The organism is Vibrio sp. OPT18, assembly GCF_015163615.1.
In the GTDB taxonomy this organism is placed as follows: Bacteria; Pseudomonadota; Gammaproteobacteria; order Enterobacterales; family Vibrionaceae; genus Vibrio; species Vibrio coralliirubri.
The window spans coordinates 15,137-36,552 of the sequence record NZ_JADDYK010000055.1 but is presented as its reverse complement, the minus strand read 5'-3'; the positions used below and the strand labels follow the sequence as shown (position 1 = coordinate 36,552).

The 21,416-nt window shown below is 44.4% G+C and carries 15 protein-coding genes and 1 pseudogene; 11 read left to right on the top strand and 5 right to left on the bottom strand.

Annotated elements, in window-relative coordinates; genetic code table 11:
* Window positions 1-71: 71 nt before the first annotated feature.
* Window positions 72-833 carry a siderophore ferric iron reductase gene (locus IQQ51_RS14595; RefSeq protein ID WP_193841458.1) on the bottom strand — a complete coding sequence of 254 codons (762 nt, stop codon included), beginning with the start codon at window positions 831-833 and terminating at the stop codon, window positions 72-74.
* Between the two features lie 264 nt (window positions 834-1,097).
* Here IQQ51_RS14595 and IQQ51_RS14590 point away from each other — a divergent pair, with 264 nt between their 5' ends.
* The 7 genes from IQQ51_RS14590 (at window position 1,098) to IQQ51_RS14560 (ending at window position 10,380) form a co-directional block, all read left to right on the top strand.
* On the top strand, window positions 1,098-2,006 hold the full coding sequence (locus IQQ51_RS14590; RefSeq protein WP_193841457.1) for an AraC family transcriptional regulator: 909 nt from the start codon (window positions 1,098-1,100) through the stop codon (window positions 2,004-2,006).
* A 206-nt stretch (window positions 2,007-2,212) separates the two neighbouring features.
* On the top strand, window positions 2,213-4,336 hold the full coding sequence (locus IQQ51_RS14585; RefSeq protein ID WP_193841456.1) for a TonB-dependent siderophore receptor: 2,124 nt from the start codon (window positions 2,213-2,215) through the stop codon (window positions 4,334-4,336).
* Between the two features lie 91 nt (window positions 4,337-4,427).
* Entirely contained in the window at window positions 4,428-5,381 is a 954-nt protein-coding gene (locus IQQ51_RS14580; protein ID WP_193841455.1) for an iron-siderophore ABC transporter substrate-binding protein, read from the top strand.
* Window positions 5,381-7,375, top strand: coding sequence for a Fe(3+)-hydroxamate ABC transporter permease FhuB (gene fhuB / locus IQQ51_RS14575; protein ID WP_193841454.1), 1,995 nt, complete (start codon window positions 5,381-5,383; stop codon window positions 7,373-7,375). Before IQQ51_RS14580 ends, fhuB begins: the two co-directional genes overlap by 1 nt.
* A 222-nt stretch (window positions 7,376-7,597) precedes the next feature.
* The gene (locus tag IQQ51_RS14570) at window positions 7,598-8,410 is read left to right on the top strand and encodes a crotonase/enoyl-CoA hydratase family protein (protein WP_193841453.1); all 813 of its coding nucleotides are present in this window, start codon (window positions 7,598-7,600) and stop codon (window positions 8,408-8,410) included.
* 93 nt (window positions 8,411-8,503) lie between these two features.
* Window positions 8,504-9,691: an OmpP1/FadL family transporter gene (locus IQQ51_RS14565; RefSeq protein ID WP_193841452.1), complete on the top strand. Its 1,188-nt coding sequence runs from the start codon at window positions 8,504-8,506 to the stop codon at window positions 9,689-9,691.
* Entirely contained in the window at window positions 9,691-10,380 is a 690-nt protein-coding gene (locus tag IQQ51_RS14560; protein WP_193841451.1) for a hypothetical protein, read from the top strand. The genes IQQ51_RS14565 and IQQ51_RS14560 overlap by 1 nt, the downstream gene beginning before the upstream one ends.
* 113 nt (window positions 10,381-10,493) lie before the next feature.
* On the opposite strand, the gene IQQ51_RS14555 is transcribed toward IQQ51_RS14560, so the two are convergent.
* The 3 genes from IQQ51_RS14555 to IQQ51_RS14545 all read right to left on the bottom strand — a co-directional run bounded on the left by IQQ51_RS14555 (window position 10,494) and on the right by IQQ51_RS14545 (window position 14,364).
* The gene (locus IQQ51_RS14555; RefSeq protein WP_193841450.1) at window positions 10,494-12,092 is read right to left on the bottom strand and encodes a bifunctional aspartate transaminase/aspartate 4-decarboxylase; all 1,599 of its coding nucleotides are present in this window, start codon (window positions 12,090-12,092) and stop codon (window positions 10,494-10,496) included.
* 148 nt (window positions 12,093-12,240) lie between these two features.
* The gene (gene aspT, locus IQQ51_RS14550) at window positions 12,241-13,959 is read right to left on the bottom strand and encodes an aspartate-alanine antiporter (protein ID WP_193841449.1); all 1,719 of its coding nucleotides are present in this window, start codon (window positions 13,957-13,959) and stop codon (window positions 12,241-12,243) included.
* A 144-nt stretch (window positions 13,960-14,103) separates the two neighbouring features.
* A complete protein-coding gene (locus IQQ51_RS14545; protein WP_193841448.1) occupies window positions 14,104-14,364 on the bottom strand; it encodes a hypothetical protein in 261 nt (86 codons plus the stop codon).
* Window positions 14,365-14,536: 172 nt separating this feature from the next.
* Here IQQ51_RS14545 and IQQ51_RS14540 point away from each other — a divergent pair, with 172 nt between their 5' ends.
* From IQQ51_RS14540 to IQQ51_RS14525, 4 genes are all read left to right on the top strand, one after another.
* The gene (locus tag IQQ51_RS14540) at window positions 14,537-15,760 is read left to right on the top strand and encodes an efflux RND transporter periplasmic adaptor subunit (protein ID WP_050620725.1); all 1,224 of its coding nucleotides are present in this window, start codon (window positions 14,537-14,539) and stop codon (window positions 15,758-15,760) included.
* 9 nt (window positions 15,761-15,769) lie between these two features.
* Window positions 15,770-18,817 (top strand): efflux RND transporter permease subunit, encoded by a 3,048-nt coding sequence (locus tag IQQ51_RS14535; RefSeq protein ID WP_061038131.1) that lies wholly within the window; start codon window positions 15,770-15,772, stop codon window positions 18,815-18,817.
* Window positions 18,818-18,943: 126 nt separating this feature from the next.
* The gene (locus IQQ51_RS14530; protein WP_193841447.1) at window positions 18,944-19,624 is read left to right on the top strand and encodes a DUF3313 family protein; all 681 of its coding nucleotides are present in this window, start codon (window positions 18,944-18,946) and stop codon (window positions 19,622-19,624) included.
* Between the two features lie 4 nt (window positions 19,625-19,628).
* Window positions 19,629-20,750 (top strand): phospholipase A, encoded by a 1,122-nt coding sequence (locus IQQ51_RS14525; RefSeq protein WP_193841446.1) that lies wholly within the window; start codon window positions 19,629-19,631, stop codon window positions 20,748-20,750.
* A gap of 211 nt (window positions 20,751-20,961) precedes the next feature.
* Here the strand turns inward: IQQ51_RS14525 and IQQ51_RS27155 are convergent.
* A pseudogene (locus IQQ51_RS27155) lies at window positions 20,962-21,416 on the bottom strand (CadC family transcriptional regulator); the annotation flags it as partial.

Below are 21,416 nucleotides of genomic sequence, written 5' to 3'. Positions count from 1 at the left end.
TCCTGTGTCTAGACCAATAAAGCAACTCAATGAAATAAAACGAGCTTTATTGGCCTTTAAAATAGAGGGTGTTATTTAGCCGCTTTTTTGTTGTCGGGATGTCTTGGACAATCGTCGCAATACTTTCCTGATTCGCATTTGTAAACTAAGCAGCAGCTGACTCTGATTAGCTTTAGCATACCTGAGTTTGCATCAACCTTCAGGCTGTCCAAATGACTTTCCGACAATTGGCATGCCGCTAACCAAAGCTTGGCTTGTTCAGTGATATAGTCGTTAGTTAGGCTTGGTTCGTGCTGCTGAAGCTTTATCAAACTGCCTAACAGTAGGTCAGCCAATAAATGATTGGTAAACCCCGGGCGAATGCGTGTCCACTCACTAATCTGGCTTCGATAAAACTCGGTCAGTGCAAGAATAGCTTCACCCGCTTGTGGAATCAGTTCTTCCGGTGAGCCATGTTGATGGTCACCATTAAAGAAACGGTAGCCTGTGACAAACTCTTTGTACCGAAACTGGCCGATGTTCTTAATATCCGGCAGTGAGTGAAGGCCATAAATGGAAATGAAGGTCACATAGATGGGTTGCCAGCATACTAGATCCCACGTTCGGGTTAACCAATAGGCTTTGCCCGCTTCAGGGTGGTTTTGTGCGAGGCTATCGTAAACGCGTTTGATCTCTTTATGGCTATCGTCATTCGTTATTGCAATGCTCTTACTATGCAGCGCACCAAAGCTTCCGCTTAAATAAGGGGTAACTTGCTTTGAGTAAGCGAAGATTTTCTTATGTAGAGACGGCGCTCTCCTACGAGTGACAATATTGTGGAGCTGGGAAAGCATCTTAAACCATTAAATGAGAATCAGTTGCGTTATCATAGCGAACCTAATTAAGGATAACCATACAAAATGGAGCATCTACGTTGGGCTTTTGCTGTTTTGGTTAATTTATGAATTGTACGCGGCTTAGCCTTTTTTAAGTGATCAAAGTGTTTTTAAATGATAAAAGTATTGCTGAAACCAATATGTTTTAGATCGTGTTGAGCTTTATTTTACCCCGAAAGGTCAACACGCCTTAGCCACCACCGAGAATATGAAAGCTTGAATATGAACACACCTGCATTTGACCGTATCAGCCGCGTTTTGGCTTATATCCATGCGAACCTTAGTTCTGCGCTATCTCTAGAAGATATTGCAAAGCAAAGCTGTTGGTCTCGCTGGCAACTGCAAAGAGTGTTTCAAGCCGAAACTGGGCTTACTGTGGCGAACTATGTGAGAGAGCTAAAACTGAGTCAGGCTGCCGAAGAGCTACTTGATGGAAGAGAGCGGGTCATTGATGTTGCACTCGGGCTTGGGTTCAATTCAGAAATTAGTTTTAGTCGTTCCTTTAAGCAGATGTTTGGGGCAAGCCCAAGCCAATACAGAAAAGCGGGTAAAAGAGTAGGGCTAAGGAAGCCGATACAAGTATCTGAAACCGTCAGTGCGGAAGAAAAAGGCGCTCTGAGTTTTGTTGAAGTTCGAATCGACGAAAAAGAGTCGTTTCTTGTTAAAGGCATGACGTCAGAAATCAGCGGCTTGTTTTCACTGACCCAAGATTTTGCACAAAAAGTCCCTCAGTTATGGTCACGCTTGGAAAGTGAGGTGAGTTTGCCCGATGATAATGCACTGCAGTTTATTGGTGTTGTCGATCTCACTCAGTCATGCTTCGACGGGACTAACATTCATTATTGGGCAGGTGTCGAGCTTCATGACGAAGTTTCAATTCCGCAACTACCAAGCCTCATTTCTGAAAAGTTAGAAGTGCTGACCATCCCCAAGCAAACCTATGCCGTGGTGAAGCACTGCGGGCCTATCGAGAATCTGCGACATACCTTGAGTTGGTTTGTGCTGAATTGGATGCCAAGTTCCGGCTATCGTGGTCTTGATGGTTATGAGCTTGAAGTGTACCCATTTGGCTATCAAGCCCATGCATCAGATGCTGAGATGGAGTATTGGGTTCCTATTATTAAATCGTAGTCATATCCTCGTCATTCCCTTCCTAGCAAAGCCTTGCTACTGATAAGGTTAATTGTGTTTTTAATCATCAATTGACCGAATTTCGTTATAAATAGGCCAAGTTCTTTTTGAACTTGCACCAAATTGTTAATTATCCCATTCATAGATACATACAATGCAAATGAGATTTATTATTATTTATATTAAGCATTGGTACCGAGGGAATTATGACCACTCACACTCGTTTTAAGTATTCATCATTGGCAGTCGCTTTGTTGACTGCGTTCTCAGCGCAAGCGTTGGCGGAAGAAACCGTTACTGCGGCAGATTCGAATGTAGAAACTGTCACAATTATGGGCAAAGCGTATCGTAACACCGCAACTAAATCGGCACTTGAGCCAGAAGAAACGCCTCAAGGTATTACGGTTATTGATGAAGAACAGTTAGAGCAACGAGGTGTTCAATCTTTGAATCAAGCCCTTCGTTATGCACCGGGTGTTGTAACTGAAAACCGTGGTAGCTCGGTAGCAATGTTTGATTCTTACTCTATCCGTGGTTTTGATACCAACAACGTTAACTACTACGATGGTCTTTCACTTCAATTCTTGAATGGTTGGAACCTACAACCGCAGATTGATCCGATCGCAATGCAACAAGTTGAGATCTTCAAGGGGCCTACCTCTGTGCTTTATGGCGCAATGCCACCGGGTGGTATGGTGAACATGATTGCTAAAGCTCCGCAAACGGAATCGTCGACTAAAGTTGGCGTAGCAACAGGCTCTCGCAATCTACAAGAAGCTTCTATTGATACCACTGGTCAGTTTGGTGACAGTGATTTTTCTTACCGTTTGATCGCACTTGCTCGCAAGCAAGACAGCCAAGTTGATAATGCAGAAGAAGAGCGTTACTTAATTGCACCTTCTGTGGACTGGCAAGCAACCGACAACACATTAATCAACTTCAATCTGTACTACCAGAATGATCCTTCAATGGGCATCAACTCGGCAATGCCACTCGATGTGCTTAAAGCAAGCGATCCATCTGTTTCTATGGGTGACAAGAACTGGAGTAAATTCGAACGTGAAGTGTTGATGGTTGGCTATAAGATTAACCATGACTTTAATAACAATTGGACGTTCTTACAGAATGCTCGCTATACCGACGCATCTCTATATCAAGAGAACACATATCACCTTAGTTACGATCCCAGCACACCAAACCAGTTGGCTCGAGCTCTTTATTCAACAGATGAGAGCTTCAAAGGTTTTGTTATTGATAACCAGTTGAGCGGTATCGTTGATGTTGGTTCAGTAGAACACAACTTATTGCTTGGTTTAGATTACCAAGACATGGATGGTAATGTTAACTACTCAGCATACAGCGCGAACGGCAGTGGCTTTAATAGCTTTGATCCATTAAACCCTAACAACGATCTGCTTGACCGTAGTGACGTTACTAAAGAAAACGAATACTTAGATGATACGACGTCAAGTCAGTTAGGCTTCTATGTTCAAGACCAAGTTCGTCTGGACGCACTAGTACTGATTGCGGGTGCGCGATTTGATCACTACAAATCTGAGAGTGATTACTACGCCCATGAATCTGATCACAAGCAGTTCACTTACCGTTTAGGTGGCTTGTATCAGTTTGATAATGGATTAGCGCCATTCGCAAGTTACGCTACGAGCTTCGAACCAGCTCCGGGTGTTGATAAAGCGGGCAATGAGTTTGATCCAGAGAACGCACAACAAGCAGAGATTGGTGTGAAATACCTGTCTGACGATATGTCGAAAGAAGCAACGGTTTCTTTATTCCATATTGTTAAGCAAGACATGTTGATGACAGACCCGACAAACGTTTATGGTCCAAGAATCCAAGTTGGTGAAGTGGTATCGCAAGGTGCAGAACTATCTGGACGTTGGTTTGCGACAGAAAACTTCGATATTGCGGCTTCATACACGTATGTTGATATGGAAATTACCGAAGACTCTAGCAACGGTTTAGAAGGTACGACTCCAATCTATGTACCTGAACACACAGCTAACATGTGGGCTAACTACAACGTATTTAACGGCATGCTAGCTGGCTCTCGATTCAGTGCAGGTGCTCGTTACGTTGGCGAAATGCAAATGGACGCAAGCAATACTCAAGGTAAAGTTCCGTCTTACACGGTTGTTGATTTGTCGGTGGGTTATGATTTGGGTGCAGCAAGCGATACGCTATCTGGCGCAACAGCGAACCTAGCCGTGAACAATATTTTCAACGAAGAATATTACGCGTGTTACGACCAATCGAACTGCTGGTTCGGTGCTGAGCAGTCTGTAGAGCTAAGCGTAAACTATGAATTCTAACTAGGTTAGGGTGATCAATTTTAAAGCAGCCTTCACTGGGCTGCTTTTGTCGTTTGAAGAAATATAGAATTTAGATTGAGTAGGCAACAGTATGAATTTACAACGAATAGCTTCCCATTTTTCTAAAGTAAAGTGCTTGAATGCAAAGCTGGTGGTAACCGTATTAGCGAGCGCTTTATCGTTTAATGCGATGGCGGATTTTCAAGTTGAAGACAGTGAGGGCGTTAAAACCCTTAAAGCTCAGCCTGTTAGAGTGGCAGCGCTGAACTGGGACATAGCTGAACAAGTGATTGAACTCGGTGTCACGCCAGTAGCAGTGCCTGATATTGCAGGTTATACCGATTGGGTTGTTCAACCTGCGATTCCAGAAGGCGTGGCGGACATTGGCACACGAACAGAGCCTAATTTTTCTGCTTTGAAGAAGCTAAACCCTGATGTGATTCTTATCGCTTCACCACAGAAAGATCTTCAGGAACGACTTTCTGAAATCGCGCCAGTACTTTACTACCAAACGTACAGTGAGCAGCACAGTAATGCAGCGGCTGCTATCGAGAACTTCAAGAAGATCGGCCAGCTGCTTGGCAAAGAAGAACAAGCGAACCAAAAGCTGGCCGCAATGGATAAGCGTATCGCAGCTCTTAAAGCTGAATTAGATAAGGCGTACCCAGGCGACAAGCCGAAAGTGACCTCTTTCCGTTTTGCGAGCACCACTTCGGTATACATTTACGGTGATAACTCGATTCCACAATATGCACTTGAGCAACTAGGCTTTGATAATGCGATGGATCTGCCTGCAAGTCAGTGGGGTATCAGTCAAAAGCGTATGACCGAGCTTAAGAACGTGAAGAAGGGGATTGCGCTTTACTTTGAACCTTTCCCGTATCAAGACAAGCTGGACCGTTCTCCGGTTTGGAAGAGCATGCCCTTTGTTCGCAATGGTCAATTTAGCCCAGTCGCAGCAAGTTGGAGCTACGGCGGTGCAATGTCGATCTTGTATAACGCAGAAGCCATGGCGCAATCGTTGTTGACGCTAGCGGAGCAGTAATGAAATCCAGTGGTTTTATGATGGGGGCTGCGCTACTTTGTGCTGCCCTTGTTCATTTATGGTTAGGGCAGTCGGAATTTGGCCCTATTGGTGAGTTGCTTCAGCAAGTCTCACAGATCAGTGACATCGCGACATTCAACTCAATGGTCGATGATTCATTCGAGCTGATGGCGTTGGCTTATGTCAATTTACCTCGCTTGGTGATGGCAATCTTGGTTGGCGGGACACTTGGCACTATCGGCAGCTTGTTTCAACAATTGACGCAGAATCGCATGATGTCCCCGTTAACTTTGGGTACATCATCAGGTGCATGGCTTGGTCTGGTTATTCTGAATGTGGTAGCGCCGATGTTGGTCGCTCAGTATTCAGTATGGTTTGCTCTAGTTGGTGCGCTGCTTGCGATGGGGCTGATTGTTTCAATTGTAGGCATCAAAAACATGAGCGGCTTGCCAATTGTATTGGCGGGTATGGCGGTCAACTTGTTGCTAGGGGCATTTGCAACGGCGATTATTCTGCTTAACGACCAGTACGCACAGAATCTGTTTGTATGGGGAGCGGGCGACCTAGGGCAAAATGGCTGGGAACAAGTGTTGTGGCTGATGCCTAAGCTGTTGCCGATTTTTGCCATCTTCTTGTTGGCGCCACGAGTTCTAACTTTGCTTTCGATTGGTACTGAAGGAGCAGCAGCGCGCGGGCTTAACATCGGAGCAACCTTCTTTGTGTTAATGGCAATTGGCGTTTGGTTGGTCTCAGTGTCGATTACCTCAGTGGGCGTGATCAGTTTTATCGGCTTGATTGCCCCGAACATCGCTAGGCATCTAGGTTTTCTAAAGGCCAAATCTGAACTCATCGCGAGTTGTGTATTAGGTGCGCTGCTGCTTTGTGTGACCGACAGCTTGGCGATCTTCTTGGCACAATGGTCTTTGGACATGATTCCAACAGGGACGGCAACTGCGGTGATCGGTGCTCCTGCGTTGATTATTATTGCGAGAAAGCAATTATCGGCTCAAGATCAGTTGTTTTTCTCGATGCCTAAAGGGCCAAAGTTTATTTCACCTGTGGCTTACTTCTTATTGGGTACAATGATTTTCGGGTTGCTGGCGTTGAGTACATTGTCACAGCCATCTTCTGATATGGGCTACTTTGTTATTCCAGACGCATTTGAATGGTCGATTCGTTGGCCGAGAATGTTAACCGCGATATTCGCTGGTGGCGGCTTAGCGGTGGCTGGTGTGATTTTACAAAGATTGGTCTACAACCCCCTCGCGAGCCCAGACATTCTTGGTGTGTCGGCTGGAGCGGTTCTGGCGTTGATTTTCAGTAGCTTATTCATGGGGTATTCGATTCACTCATTGAGCCCGTGGGTTGCGTTTTTGGGCAGTGCGATTGCGCTCTGTTTGTTGCTGTTCCTTGGTAAGAAGCATCAGTTCGCTCCGTCTATCCTAATCCTGACCGGTATCTCGCTGACCGCGGTGTTGGAGGCTTTAGTGCAATTTTCCTTAACACGAGTCGGCGAGGGGAAATACACCTTATTGGCTTGGTTGGCAGGTTCTACCTATCGTGTTGAACCAGAGTCAGCAATGATTATGACCATGGTGATAACGTCTTCTATCGGGGCTGCTTTGCTGTTGAGTCGTTGGGTGACCTTAATTGCGACAGGCCGTCAGTTCGCGAGTGCCAGAGGGTTGAATATCAATATTGCCTACGTGGCATTGTTGTGTATTGTTGCGATCTTATGTTCGGTCGTGACAACCACCATGGGGCTTGTCGCGTTTGTCGGCTTGTTGGCTCCGCATATAGCCGCAATGGTGGGTGCGCGTTTGGTTAAAGAACAGATCATTTTGTCGTTTTTAATTGGTGCTGCTCTCATGTTATTTGCTGACTGGCTAGGGCAAGTGGTGGTGTTCCCAGCGCAGCTTGCAGCAGGGACGTTAGTTTCCATTATTGGTGGCAGCTATTTCATCTTCTTGTTACTGAAATCTCGAAGAACATAGGTTTTTCTCATGACCTAAATCCATTGGTAATCGACGCTACTGGCAATAAAAGCTATGAATAAAAAGCAGTGAATGGAGCGATCCATCACTGCTTTTTTGTTGATGTCGTTTAAGTAAGGGAGAGGCGTTAAGCAACACAGGTCTCGCTTCTTAATGTGCAAGTTTGGCATATGTTAATAAAATGTATAATCTAAAGGTCTGACCACTGATAAGGTAGCCACCATGCCAAACCTCGATCGTATTACTTGTTCTATCGATGAAAACCAAATTGCGACGGTTGTGTTGAATCGACCCGATAAGCTCAATGCTATTGATATGCCAATGTTCCAAGGCGTGAATAACATGGTGACTCAGCTGAAAAAGAACACCGAGATTCGTGCCGTAATAGTGAAGGGCGAGGGCTCTGATTTTTGTTCAGGGCTTGATGTTAAGTCCCTATTAACCAGTAAATCTGGGGCGATGAAGCTCTTGTTTAAATGGCTACCGACATTGCCCAACGCTGCACAACGCTTTTCATTGGGTTGGCGAGATATTCCATGCCCAGTCATTTTTGCGATTCATGGTCGTTGTTGGGGAGGTGGTCTGCAATTGGTCAGTGGTGGTGATTTTAGAATTGCTAGCCCGGATGCGAACTTCTCAATATTGGAAGCAAAGTGGGGTCTGATTCCAGACATGGGAGGCGCTATCGCCTTTAGAGAGCTGATGCGTAAAGATCACACCCTTGAAATGGCGATGACGGCCAAAGTGATCGACTGTGAAACCGCGAAAGAATATGGGGTGGTGACCAAGATTGCCGAAGATCCTTACGCTGAAGCCTATGCGTTGGCGCTTGAGTGTGCGAATCGGTCGCCAGATGTCGTCGCTGCTAACAAGAAACTCTACAACAAGACTTGGTGGTCAAGCCCAGGCATGGCTGTGTTCTACGAGACTTGGTATCAGATAAAGGTTGGGTTAGGTAAGAACAGGGCGATTGCAGCTCAACGTGAAATTCATCGAGACAAACCACGCCCTTACGTCGCCAGAAAGTTTAAATAGCGTTTGTACAGGAATAATGGATATTCCCTTTGTTTATAGGGCCTTGCGGTAACCTTAGAGCAATTTAATGTCTAAGGCTAAATGAGCGCTCTGATGAACAAAACTTTTACTTACTCTCTAGCTGCCACTGCAATTTTTACTAGCTTAAATGCATTCGCAAGTGGCCTGTTTTTGCAAGAAGCAGTCGTTGCCAACGCGGGTACTACTGGCGCTGGTGACGGTGTTTACACTCGCTCTGCGGCGGCGATGTGGACTAACCCTGCCACCATGTCTCACATGGGCGAAAGCAAAACGACCATTAACACTATGGCGTTTGATCTTGAGATGCAATATCAAGACAACTTAGATTCAAGTGACAACGGTAAAGCTCATACAGTCATGCCTTCATTTGGTGCCTTCCACGCTCATCAAGTCACAGACAAATTACACCTTGGTATCGCGCTTGGCGCTGTTGGCGGCTCTAGCCTTGATTACGGCAGTGATTGGGCGGGTGCAGCACTTTTAGAAGATATCACTCTCACTGCAATGCAAGTGAACCCATCACTAAGCTACCAACTGAATGACCAGTGGTCGGTTGGTGCCGGTATCCAGTTAAGTTGGGCTGCGTTACAACAGTCATCCTCTGTTTTTACAGCAAAGCAAGACACTGACTGGGCTTATGGTTATAACCTAGGTGTAATGTTTACGCCGTCGGATAAACTTAAGTTGGGTGCTAGCTATCGGTCAAAGCTTGAGCACGAGTTTAATAATGAGTTAAGAGGGATAGAAGATTTGTCTAACTCTCTAGCTATGGATCTTGCTTTGCCAGAGATCGTTGATATCAGCGCTAGTTACGCACTTAACCCAAAGCTCGACTTATTGGCTAGTGTGCAATTACATCGTTGGAGTGAGTGGGATACAACAGTTCTTGATTTTGGTGTTGCTGGAAGTCCAATTAGTGGTGTTCCACTTGAACGCGATTGGGACGACGTGTGGAAGTTTGCAGTAGGTGCGGACTACCAACTGAACTCAGACTGGCGTTTGAAAGCGGGCTTCTCTTACGAGACCTCGCCACAAGATGATCCGTCAATGCAATGGGTTGACCTTCCTGTTGGCGAACAGTATCGCTACTCGGTAGGTGCTTCAACGTATTGGGATGATATCTTGATCGACGTGTTCTACGAATACGCTGATTTAGGATCAGTTGATATGAATCGTAACTTAGCCGATACATCAGCTACATTAATTAATGGATCAATCGATGGCCGTATCCACTTTGTTGGCGTTAGTGCGACCTTCTAATGACATTACGTAATCTATTGCTTGTTGCTCTGGCAACGCTCGGTTCGATGGGTGCTTTTGCTGAAGAGAAGCACCCTGACGACCCGACTAAAATCGTAACCAAAGCTGGCGTTGCTTATAACGAAGATTTGCAGTTCTCTGGGTCTATTGGGCTTGATGAAGCGCGAATGATTAATGCTCGTGTCAATGCAGACGGCGAAGAGTGGCGAGTAGGCGGTTCATGGCTATTGCCTATGGGTATCGTGAACTTCAACTTTAGCCGCTCTGAGTATGATAACGATGCTTATAAGAACAACTACAGTATTGGCACATTTATACCACTGAGCTATTTCGATATTGAGCCGTTAGGTTGGCAAATCTTCCCTATGGCTGGTTACAGCTATAATGACGGCGAAGTAGCGGTTTTCGATGACGATAATGTTGGTTCTGACTATGTATTGATGCCGAGCTCAACACACGGTGGCTACATTGGTGCGTTTGGTTTAAAAACGATTACTGATGAATGGTCTATCATGGGCTTCGGTGGCGGTTCAATGGGGTCTGATGATTATTCAGGGTATTGGGCAGGCGTCGGTGCTAGCTACAAGTTGAGTGACGCTCAATCATTCAACTTCTTCACTATTTTTGCTGAGGACGATTTCGGTGAAAATAACAGTGTTGGTGCGTCTTACACCTATGAGTTCAAATAATTATTCTCATATATCGTCTTAGATAAAACGAACTGAGTGTAGGCTCACTAATTTAGTGAATCTACACTCAGAATTTATCGCTTTTCTATGAGCTTTCTAGTGTTGAGGTCGTGTTAGCAAGCCGCTTCGTAACGTTCAACATAGCTTTGCATTACTGCGTTCATCGCTTTAGTGATATTTGCGTATTGTGCTTCCTCTAGATTCGCTAGAGACACACGCAGAGACCACGTTGGCGCATCAAAACCCGCCCCCGGCATCACAATCACACCATGTTCTTCTGCAAGGCGTACCAAGAAATCAAGCGGCTCATACGTTTCTTCTAACCATGCGAAGAAATCGTTGCTGTGAATCGTTTGAGCAATCTCTTTCAGATCAATCTCCACGTAATAGAACGCACCGGTTTGATCGCCTTCAGCAACGATTGGCGCGGCTAAGTTCTTTTGCATTAGAGTGTGGTAGCGACGACGCACAATTTGTTTTGCGAGTCGCTTGTACTCTTCGCCATCCTTCATCAAAGACAGCAGCGAGAACATTGTCATTTGAATCTGCTGAGGTGTTGAAAGACCGGCGGTATGGTTCAGTGCTACTGCACGGCTGTCTGCCACTAAACGGTCAATGAACTTAATCTTACTCGGCTCAAGTGCAATGCCTTGGTATCGCTGAGATAACGTGCTTCGAGTGTCTTCTGGAAGATCTCGAATCATGCGGTCGAAATTATTGTCTTCGTGTACGCCAATCACGCCTAAACGCCAGCCTGTTGCACCAAAGTACTTAGAGTACGAATACACTAAAATCGTGTTCTTCGGAGCCAGCATCGCTAGTGATGTGAAGTTATCAGCAAAAGTGCCATAAACATCATCTGTAAGAAGGATGAGCTCAGGGCGACGGTTAGCAACCTCTGCAATCTTATAGAGTGTCTCATCGCTTAATCGAACCGAAGCAGGGTTGCTTGGGTTAACGAGGAAGAAAGCTTTAACACTTGGATCGTTCAGTTTTTCTAATTCAGAGTCTGGGATTTGCCACGCAGACGCTTCATCAGCCATGATTTCTACTTTGTTGAGCGCGTAATCTTCAAGCTCTGGCATTTCAATATACGGGGTGAAAATCGGCGCACCAATCGCGATGGTGTCACCAGGGTTCAATAGTCGGTTGCTCTTTAGCGTGTTAAAGATGTAAACCATGGCCGCTGTGCCACCCTCAACGGCGAACAAGTCAAACTTTCCTGCAGGTAATGGCTGCGAGCCCGCCATTTCTTGCTCAATGTATTTGCGAGCAATAAGTTCTGAATATTTGAGCATGCGATCAGGCACTGGGTAGTTGTTACCTAGAATCCCTTCAACCCATTCATAAATAAGCGCATCACCGTCTACCTGATATTGATCCGTAATAAACTGGAAGGCTTCAATGAGGAATTGCACACCTTCTTGGTCTTCGTATTTTTCACAAAACTGAAGAAAGCGCAGGCTAATATCCTGTTGAACTCCCATTCCACCAAAGCCTTCATACCCTGAGAAATTCGATTTTGATTCTTCTAGTGCAAACATACCTAATTGGAAAAAGGCTTCACGTGGCGCTGTCGCGACCCAGTTTGGGTTACCACGACCAGCGTTGATCATGGTTTTTTCATGTGAATGCTGAGCAAGGTCGATCAGTGTGTTTTTTACTTCGAATGGGCTTAGTGTTTCTAGGCGTTTTTCATCTGTGCGTTTCATAGTCGTTTCTCTCTAAATTTGTTTAAGATCCAAGTTTTTTGGATATATAAATGAGTTAATTTCTTTGAGCAGCTAGCCTGCTTGGCTAGCTACTGTGTTAAGTAGTTAATGAATAAGTTGAATCATCAATTGGCTGATTCGATGTTGATTACGAGATTTTGGTAATTAGGTTGATGATGATCGGACCCCATAAGGTGAGGAAGATATTGGCAACCGCATAAGTCATCGTGAAACTCGGTACTGGTGTGCTGTTTTGTGTTTTTTCTAGTAGCGATGCGAATGCAGGGTTTGCACTGCGGCTACCCGCGATAACTGCTAGCGCTTCTACTGGGTTTTTGATTTTGAGTACGTAGTAGTTGAATAGGAACGTCAGTACTTGAGGAATTAGAGTGACCAACACACCTAGCAGTAAAAGCGTTACGCCATTCTCTTTGATTGCCGTCAGAGCTGGAGCGCCTGCATTAATACCAACAACCGCAACAAATACTGCAAGGCCGAATGTCTGCATAAAGTTGGCTGCGCCATGGTTAACACTGCCTAAACGAGGTGTACGCATTCTTAGGTAGCCCACAAGTAGGCCGGAAACCAGACAACCTAAACCTGAACCTAGAGCGATATGAGAACCACCGATAGTGAAACCAATCTCGCCAATCAGATAGCCAAGCACCATGCCGAAAGACATTGTTACGAAGTCAGTAACACTAGGCAGTGGGCTGTTGTAGCCAATTTTTTTGATGACTTTAGCTATGTCTTCTTTTTGTCCAACTAAGGTGATTTCGTCACCAATGTGCAGTTCAGTTTCTGGCAATGTCGAAATATCATGGCCCATGCGTGATAGCTGAGTGATATAAACACCACGACGAATACGTGCGTTCGTTTCATCGTGAAGCTTACGTAGCGTAATACCCACTAGTTTCTTATTCGTGAGTACGACCTTCTGTTGTGTTTGGACAACATTGCTTTCTTCACTAAATTCACCGAGTTCGACACCCAACGAGGTCACTTTAGGAAATGCCTGAGTCAGACCAGTAAGGTAAACTTTGTCACCCGCCGCTAAAATAGGGTTCTTCGCCAAATCTAACGTTGATTCTGTGTCTTGGGGTGAGCGGTAGATAGCTTCAATTGTGAGGTCGGCATCGAATGCTTCTTCTAACTCGACAACACTTTTTCCAACAAACATAGAGTTCGCGGTCACTTGATAAGCACGAGAAGATACGCGGTTCAATGCAGAGAATTCCCCCTCGTTTAACTGTTTGCTTCCAGAGCCCATTTGTTCAGCGAGCTTTTTCGCTTCTTTAGTGATGTTCCAACCCATTACCATAGGAATGAGTGACATCATTAGAATCGGACCAAGAGAACCGAAGATGTAGGTGATTGAGTAACCCACAGCCACGTTTGTTTTAAGTGTTGAGGTGACATCTGGCGCTAGGTTCAGCTGATCGATAGCATTACCTGCAGTACCTATGATTGCCGATTGTGTTAAGCCACCAGCCGCAAGGCCCGCTGCTAACCCTTTATCTAAACCTGCCCACTTAGCGAGTAAAACGACAGTAATAAGACCGACAAAGGTCATCACGAACGAAGCAAATAAGCGTGTGAGTGAAGAGAGGCGGAATGACGAGAAAAACTGAGGACCGCCGTTGTAACCCACCATAAAAATAAATAAAGCAAAGAAGATGCTTTTCACTTCATTTGAAATCGCGATACCGCCGATCTGACCAAGTGCTACAGCAACAAGCAGTGAACCTGCGATTCCACCTAATTCAAACTTACCGATTTTAATTTTACCGATTAAGTAACCGAGACCGAGTGATAAAAAGAGCGCTATAAATGGATAGTCTCTAAGTTGTTCAATAATAAATGACATAGTAATCCTTGAATGAAATAGCATCACCATTGACTCGCTATTTCATTTTTTAATTTGGTTTAATGTTTGATTAAGCATTAATCATATTTGAGTGATGAATTGATCTAATGCTTATTTTTAATGACCTGGAATTAACCCAGGATTCTATTTTTTATGATGTAGTCGCGATGACTTTTTGTGGTCATGCATTTTATCTTTGTGGTGTTTCTGATGATGTCCATCAGAATGGTGGTTGACTAAATGCTTATGACCTTCTGGGTCGCCACCATGTTGACCAGAATGAGAGGGTTGATGCTCTCTATATTCTAAATGGTCTTTATTATGCTTATGGACAACATCTTCGCCATATATACGTTTCATCTTCTCTTTAATAGCGACTTTAGTGTGATTAATTTGATTCGACATAGTTAACTCGTTTAATTGTTTAAGGAACGATGATAATTATATCGATCGAGAAAATAGATAAATCATTTTCAAATAAAATAGCAATAAAACAAAAATTGAGTGTTGATTGGTGGATTGATCTTAAATTGTTGATTTATATGGTTTGATTTTTATTTTATATAAGATTGGGTGGATGTTATATGAGTTTGATTTATTGGTAGCGTCTATAGATAGAATGACCAGACTTAAAAAACAAGGTGAACACATGAGTAAGTATAAAGGCGTTATTGTCGGGTCAGCTCTTTTTATATTACTGTCTTTTGTATTTGGCTTTCATTATGTAAAAGGTGAAATGATCAAAGAGAAGGTCGCTAATTTTAAATTGCCAGCCATATCTGTAACAACGGAAAAAGTAAATCAAGATACTTGGGACAAAAGTTTAAAAGTCATTGGCAACATTCACTCTAATCAATCTATTGATGTGACGAGCCAAATGTCAGGCCAAGTAAAAGAAATTCTATTTACTTCAGGTCAGCAAGTAAATAAGGGGGATGTTCTTGTTAAATTGGATGATGCGTTATTGAAATCCAATTATAAGAGCCAGCAATCCAAAGTTGAATTGGCAAGAGTCGAATTGATGAGGAATAAATTGCTCCTTAGAAATAACAGCGTTTCAAAAAACTCGGTTGATAAGCTACAAGCTCAATTTAATGCTGAAGGTGCAAAGCTGGAATATATTGCTACGCAAATCGACTACATGAAAGTGAAAGCGCCATTTTCTGGCAGTGTTGGGATTCGCAATATCGATGTGGGTGATTTTATTAATTCGAGCACTGCGATTGTCGAGCTGGAAGACAAATCAAAGCAGTATGTCGACTTCTCTATTCCAGAGCTTTATTTACACGATGTGAAGGTAGGGCAAGATTTACAGTTTTATTCAGAAGCAACCAACGACGAAGTCTTTCACGGCACTATTTCTGCTATTGAACCGAGCTCAGACAGCAACACGCACAATATCGAATTGAGAGCCATGGCTAACCAAGCTGTGCCGTTAGAAGCGGGTATGTATGTCGACGCTACGTTAATCACATCGGAATCGGACACCATCGTGGCGGTGCCTTCTGTTGCGATCAGTTACACCTTATACGGGAATACCGTGTTTGTATTGGATACGTCGACCAAAAAGGCCAGCGAACACACAAGCAAAGATGCATCACCCTTCTATGAATACAAGGTTGTGCAACGCACTGTCGAAGTCGGCCCTAAACAAGGTGGCTATGTTGGTGTGGTTTCGGGCTTGAAAGCAGGAGATGTGGTTGTGACTTCAAACCAACACCAACTTAAGAATGGTGGATGGGTTCTGGTTAACAACCAACATCCGCTGATCACTGACAAAAGCACTAAGCAAAGTAACTAGGAAACTCCCATGACATTTACTGATGTATTTATCAAACGTCCAGTTTTGGCTACGGTATTAAGCCTTGTGCTATTGGTGTTAGGTCTTAAAGCCTTTACCTCACTGCAAGTGCGTCAATATCCAGAAATTGAAACGGGCGTTATTACCATTACAACGAGTTATCCAGGTGCCAGTGCATCCAGCGTTCAAGGGTATGTGACGCAACCACTGCAGGCAGAAATTGCCCAAACAGCGGGCATTGATTACATGACATCGGATAGTGCTCTGGGTAAGTCGGTTATTACGGTTTATTTGAAGCTAGGGTATCCATCGGACAGTGCTTTGACTGAGATTTTGTCTCTCGTGCAGCAAGTAAAATATAAGCTGCCATCGGGCGTATTGGATCCAAGTATTCTTAAGTCGACGTCTCAATCTCCGATCTTATATGTTTCATTTTCGAGTGACACATTGAAGACGGAGCAAGTCTCGGACTATGTGAGCCGTGTGGTTAAGCCGACTTTCTCTACTGTTGAAGGGGTGTCAAAGGTCGACATGTTGGGGCAAGAAGATTTTGCAATGCGAATTTGGCTGAACCCTCAACGACTGGCTTCATATGGTCTGACGGCTGAAGATGTCCAAAACGCGCTGCGTGCAAATAACATTGTGAGTGCGGCGGGCAAGCTGCAAAATCCTTATATCGAAGTTGATATTAACGCTCATACCGATTCAAGTTCAGTAGACGATTTCAAGAACATGTCTTTGAAGACGCACGACGGGCAACTCGTACACTTGAAAGATGTGGCGACGGTTGAACTAGGCGCAGCAAACTATGACTCAGACGTTGAGTTTAATGGTGTGACTACCGTATCAACGGCGATCAGCAATACGGCAACGTCGAACCCGTTAACCGTTGTTGAAGGCATTTACGAATTGCTTCCGCAGATCCAAGCAGGCCTACCTGATGGTATTAAAGCGGACGTAATCTATGACTCAACTAAGTTTATCGAAACCTCAATTGATGAAGTAGCGAAAACCTTAATGGAAGCTGCGCTGATCGTTGTCATCGTTATCTTCGCCTTTTTGGGCTCAATGCGAGCAATGTTGATACCACTTGTAACGATTCCTTTGTCATTGATTGGCTCTATGTTCTTCATGTTGAGCATGGGTTTCAGTATTAACCTGTTGACGCTGCTTGCCATGGTATTAGCGATATCGCTGGTGGTTGATGATGCCATCGTTGTTGTAGAAAACACATTTCGTCACTTAGAAGATGGCACCAGCCCAATTAAGGCCGCAATAGACAGTGCACGTGAAATTGCAGGCTCGGTTATTGCGATGACCATTACATTGGCCGCAGTGTACGCGCCTATTGGTTTCATGGGAGGGCTCACCGGTAAGTTGTTTACGGAGTTCGCATTCACTTTGGCGGGGTCAGTATTAATTTCGGGTTTCATCGCCTTAACGCTAACGCCGATGATGTGTTCAAAACTGCTTAACAAATCGGTTCTCGATGGAAAGTTGGTTAAGAAAATCGATGCTGTAATTGAAGGTGTAACAGAGCGCTACCGAAAAGTGCTCGAACATGTGTTGAACAACCGTGTTTATATTTGGCCAGTGGTAGGAACGTTACTGATCAGTTTGGTGTTCATGTTTATGAATACTTCATCTGAACTGGCACCTGAAGAAGATCAAGGCGTGATGATTGTGATGGGGCAAGGTCCTGCACAAGCGAATACCGATTACATTCGCCACTTTACACCGGCTCTGATTGACTCTATCAGCAAGAACGATGAAGTCGAAATGACCATGCTAGATAACGGTTACATGAACAACAATGCGTTCTTTGGTTTGGGTGTATTGAAAGATTGGGATTCGCGTGACGCAACGGCAAAAGAAGTAATGCAACGTTTCGAAAAAGAGAGCTCTGTATTACCGGGTTTGCAGGTGTATACCTTCTCTCCACCGGACTTGCCAGGCACACCGCAAGGTCTGCCATTCCAGATGGTTCTGAAAACGCCAACGGGCTCTTATCAGGATCTCTATCAGTACGCTGAAAAACTGAAAGAGTACGCACAGAAGAGTGGCAAGTTCATCTATGTGCAAAACGACCTGAATTTTAATAAGCCACAGGTAGAGATTCGCATCGACCGCGATAAAGCGGCTCAGATGAACGTGAACGCACAAGATATTGGTACCGTGTTGTCTCGCTTTATCAGTGAAGGCTTCGTGAATTACTTCTCGATGGACCAGCGCAGCTACCAAGTTATCACTCAGGTACCTAACGAGAACCGTAACTCTTGGGATGACTTGAAGAACTACCACGTACGCTCTAACACCAATGAGATGGTGCCACTGGCGTCATTGATTGAAATTAGCCAATCAGTACAGCCATCGAAAGTGGATCAGTTTCAACAGCTTAATAGCGCCATGATTGAAGCGAAAATGATGCCGGGAATCAGTATCGGTGAAGCCTATAAAGTGATGGAAGAAGGAGCAGCGAAGATATTGCCTAAGTCTTATACGACGGATACTTCAGGCCAATTGAGACAGTTCCTACAAGAAGGCTCTTCACTGGTTACGACGTTCTTCCTAGCGCTTGTGATTATCTACTTGGTGCTGGCGGCTCAGTTTGAAAGTTTGCGAGACCCACTAGTGGTATTAACCAGTGTTCCATTGTCTATCTTTGGCGCCCTGATGCCACTGTATTTAGGCATTGATACGCTCAACATATACACCGAAGTGGGGCTGGTGACCTTGATAGGCTTGATTAGTAAGCACGGTATTTTGATTGTGGAGTTTGCAAACCAAATGCAACAGGAATTGAAATGCAGCCGACGCGAGGCCGCTATTCGTTCAGCGACTGTTCGAATGAGACCAGTATTGATGACCACAGCTGCGATGGTTGTCGGTGTCGTACCGCTGCTTATTGCAAGCGGAGCCGGTGCGCAAAGCCGTTTCTCTATTGGTTTGGTCATCACGGTGGGTATGTCGGTGGGCACATTATTCACCCTGTTCGTTGTGCCAACGATATACACCTACTTGGCTGCGGATCACCGCGGACAAGAGCAAGAAGTTTAGTTCGTTATCTGGTTGGTTACTTTAGTCAGCCAATACACATAGAAGCTTAATCAACACGAATCCCAATTTATGAGCCTTATCGCTTAGGGATTCGTGCACTCAAAATTTAGAAAATTAGAGGTTCACATGAAACTACATTACCTATTCCCATTGATCGTTTTATTCACTGCTGGTTGTTCAAGCAACATGCCAAATAAACAAGAAATCCAGAGCGTCGACTCAAACCACTACTTCATTGATAGCCAGTTTGATGACGACATGAAAGGGGTATCGTGGATAGCCAAAGACAGCCGTTCACTTCACTTCAATGAGTTTGAATTTACGACCGTTGGCATAAAAAGTTCGGGGATTGACAAGCGAGTATCAAAGCAGGTTCAGTCTCAATTCAAAACACAGCTCCACAAGAAAATGGACGAGAAGCTGGCGACGAAATTACAGGGCTACAAGAACGTAGTTTTGGAGAATAAGGAGCTCGATATAAGCGTGATGCTCTATGACATCAATGATATTCCTGAAGACATGCGTGTGACTGAGTTTATCCCTGTTGGCTCTGTTATCGGCGCCATTAAATATGCGGCAGGCACTCGCGACCGTTCAATTCGTATATTGGCGAGTGTGGATTTGAAAGATCATGATTCATCTCAGCTCATTGGTCGCCGTATTTTCGTTGTTAACGATAATGGCGTACTTGAGAATGAAAAATCAGAAATCACCATAGATATGCTCGACAAAAACCTTGAGCAAATTACCCAACAAGCAGTCGACTTTGCTTTTGAAGTGACTTACCTCGATAAAAAGCAAGGGTAGTGTGATGCAAGCTCGTAAACAGAACAGCGCTAGTAAACGCATCGGGATTGGTGAAAGTCTAGCTAGACACAAAAACACGCTTGCTCTACTGGCTATTGGCCTCGCTGTGAATGCTTCAGCGTATGCCAAAACTATCGGTGTTGATGAACGAGCAAGCTATGAGCAATGTATTTTGTCTTCATTGGCCAAAGCAACCAATCAACAAAGTATTGAGTGGTTAAAGCAGCAATGCGCATCCCAAGAAGCCGTTACATCAAACAAAACACCCGAAAATAAGTTCTCGGGTGAAACCAGCGAAGTCGGTTTAGACTCAATCAGCGAAAGTGCACTTGAGTCTAAAGTCCCGCGATTGAAGATGGAGTACACAACTGAAGATAACCCGTTTGTTATAACGCCTTATCGTTTGAACTACATTTTGCCAGTGACTCATATGACCAGCGTGAATACACAGCCCTATGGGGATGAGCGATTCGGAGGTAAAGCGGATGACCTCAGCGATGAAGAGATCAAACTGCAGTTAAGTTTAAAAATTCCAGTGGTTGATGATGGTGTTTTTAATCAAGCGGACAAAATCTATTTTGGTTTTACGCTCAAATCATTTTGGCAGGCGTACTCTTCTGATATCTCGGCACCGTTTAGAGAGACTAACTATCGCCCAGAGATCTTTTACGAAACGCCTTTGAACATCGAGTCAGCTGATGGTGTTTGGTTTTCGCGTTTGGGTTTAGAGCATGAATCTAACGGACGAACGGCAGAGCTTAGTCGTAGCTGGAACCGCGCTTATGTTGGACTAGGGTATACCGAAGATGACTTTGCGGTTTATTTTCAGCCTTGGTACAGAATTCCTGAGTCGAGTAGTAGCGATGACAACCCTGATATTCAAGACTATCTCGGTCATTATGAATTGTCTGGCGCTTACAAGTGGGATGGTTTTGAGGTTTCAGCATTGGGTCGCTACAACTTTCAAACCGGGTATGGTGGAATACAGACATCACTCAGCTTTCCTCTGTATGGCCGGCTTCAAGGGTATGTCCAGTACTACAAAGGCTATGGAGAAAGCTTGATTGATTATGACTACAACAGTGAAAGGATTGGTGTTGGTATTCTGCTAACCAATGCCTTATAGCGGTTATCGCTTTTTTATCAACGATTGAGCGATTAACGATTACTGATTTCTGTGAGAACCCAAAAACACACCGCCTGAGTAAGCGGTGTGTTTGCTATATTAATAGCTAACGGCTAATAGCCTATAGCCTATAGCCTATAGCCTATAGCCTATAGCCTATAGCCTATAGCCTATAGCCTATAGCCAATAGCCAATAGTTAAGAGCTGTTAATCATTGGTTGATACCCAGTTTGGATTCAATCTCGGTGATGTTACTTTTGAAAAACAACGTTTGAGCGACTTTCAAAACCACAGGGTGGCCAGATTCTAATATCGCTTCATAGTAATACTCTTCCGCCATTGAAGGGTTGCCTTGAGATTCTTCAATTTTTGCCAAGATAATCATAGACATCACACTGTATTCATTCCTCGGAATCAAGCTTAGATAGTATTCGGCTTGGCCAGGGTTATCTTCAGTGAGGAAGTAGGCTGCTAACGCGTCATAGACTCGATAAGAGTTAGCATTGTTCTGAGCATTCAGTAACTGTTTTTTGAATTTCTTATTGAGCGCTTCAACCTGCTTATTCTTATTCTTCGATCTCATTATAAAAATGTCGGCAAGCTCATACATGTAACGGTTCGACATAACGAAGTGGTTGTCGGGTTCTAGCTCATTGGCTTGGGCGA

What these genes read in the sequence shown, in the direction of transcription:
- IQQ51_RS14560 (WP_193841451.1), top strand. Translation starts at nt 9,691, where the DNA reads ATGACATTACGTAATCTATTGCTTGTTGCTCTGGCAACGCTCGGTTCG.
- IQQ51_RS14535 (WP_061038131.1), top strand. Translation starts at nt 15,770, where the DNA reads ATGACATTTACTGATGTATTTATCAAACGTCCAGTTTTGGCTACGGTA.
- IQQ51_RS14570 (WP_193841453.1), top strand. Translation starts at nt 7,598, where the DNA reads ATGCCAAACCTCGATCGTATTACTTGTTCTATCGATGAAAACCAAATT.
- IQQ51_RS14580 (WP_193841455.1), top strand. Translation starts at nt 4,428, where the DNA reads ATGAATTTACAACGAATAGCTTCCCATTTTTCTAAAGTAAAGTGCTTG.
- IQQ51_RS14540 (WP_050620725.1), top strand. Translation starts at nt 14,537, where the DNA reads ATGTTATATGAGTTTGATTTATTGGTAGCGTCTATAGATAGAATGACC.
- IQQ51_RS14555 (WP_193841450.1), bottom strand. Translation starts at nt 12,092, where the DNA reads ATGAAACGCACAGATGAAAAACGCCTAGAAACACTAAGCCCATTCGAA.
- fhuB (WP_193841454.1), top strand. Translation starts at nt 5,381, where the DNA reads ATGAAATCCAGTGGTTTTATGATGGGGGCTGCGCTACTTTGTGCTGCC.
- IQQ51_RS14590 (WP_193841457.1), top strand. Translation starts at nt 1,098, where the DNA reads ATGAACACACCTGCATTTGACCGTATCAGCCGCGTTTTGGCTTATATC.
- aspT (WP_193841449.1), bottom strand. Translation starts at nt 13,959, where the DNA reads ATGTCATTTATTATTGAACAACTTAGAGACTATCCATTTATAGCGCTC.
- IQQ51_RS14525 (WP_193841446.1), top strand. Translation starts at nt 19,629, where the DNA reads ATGCAAGCTCGTAAACAGAACAGCGCTAGTAAACGCATCGGGATTGGT.
- IQQ51_RS14595 (WP_193841458.1), bottom strand. Translation starts at nt 833, where the DNA reads ATGCTTTCCCAGCTCCACAATATTGTCACTCGTAGGAGAGCGCCGTCT.
- IQQ51_RS14545 (WP_193841448.1), bottom strand. Translation starts at nt 14,364, where the DNA reads ATGTCGAATCAAATTAATCACACTAAAGTCGCTATTAAAGAGAAGATG.
- IQQ51_RS14530 (WP_193841447.1), top strand. Translation starts at nt 18,944, where the DNA reads ATGAAACTACATTACCTATTCCCATTGATCGTTTTATTCACTGCTGGT.
- IQQ51_RS14585 (WP_193841456.1), top strand. Translation starts at nt 2,213, where the DNA reads ATGACCACTCACACTCGTTTTAAGTATTCATCATTGGCAGTCGCTTTG.
- IQQ51_RS14565 (WP_193841452.1), top strand. Translation starts at nt 8,504, where the DNA reads ATGAACAAAACTTTTACTTACTCTCTAGCTGCCACTGCAATTTTTACT.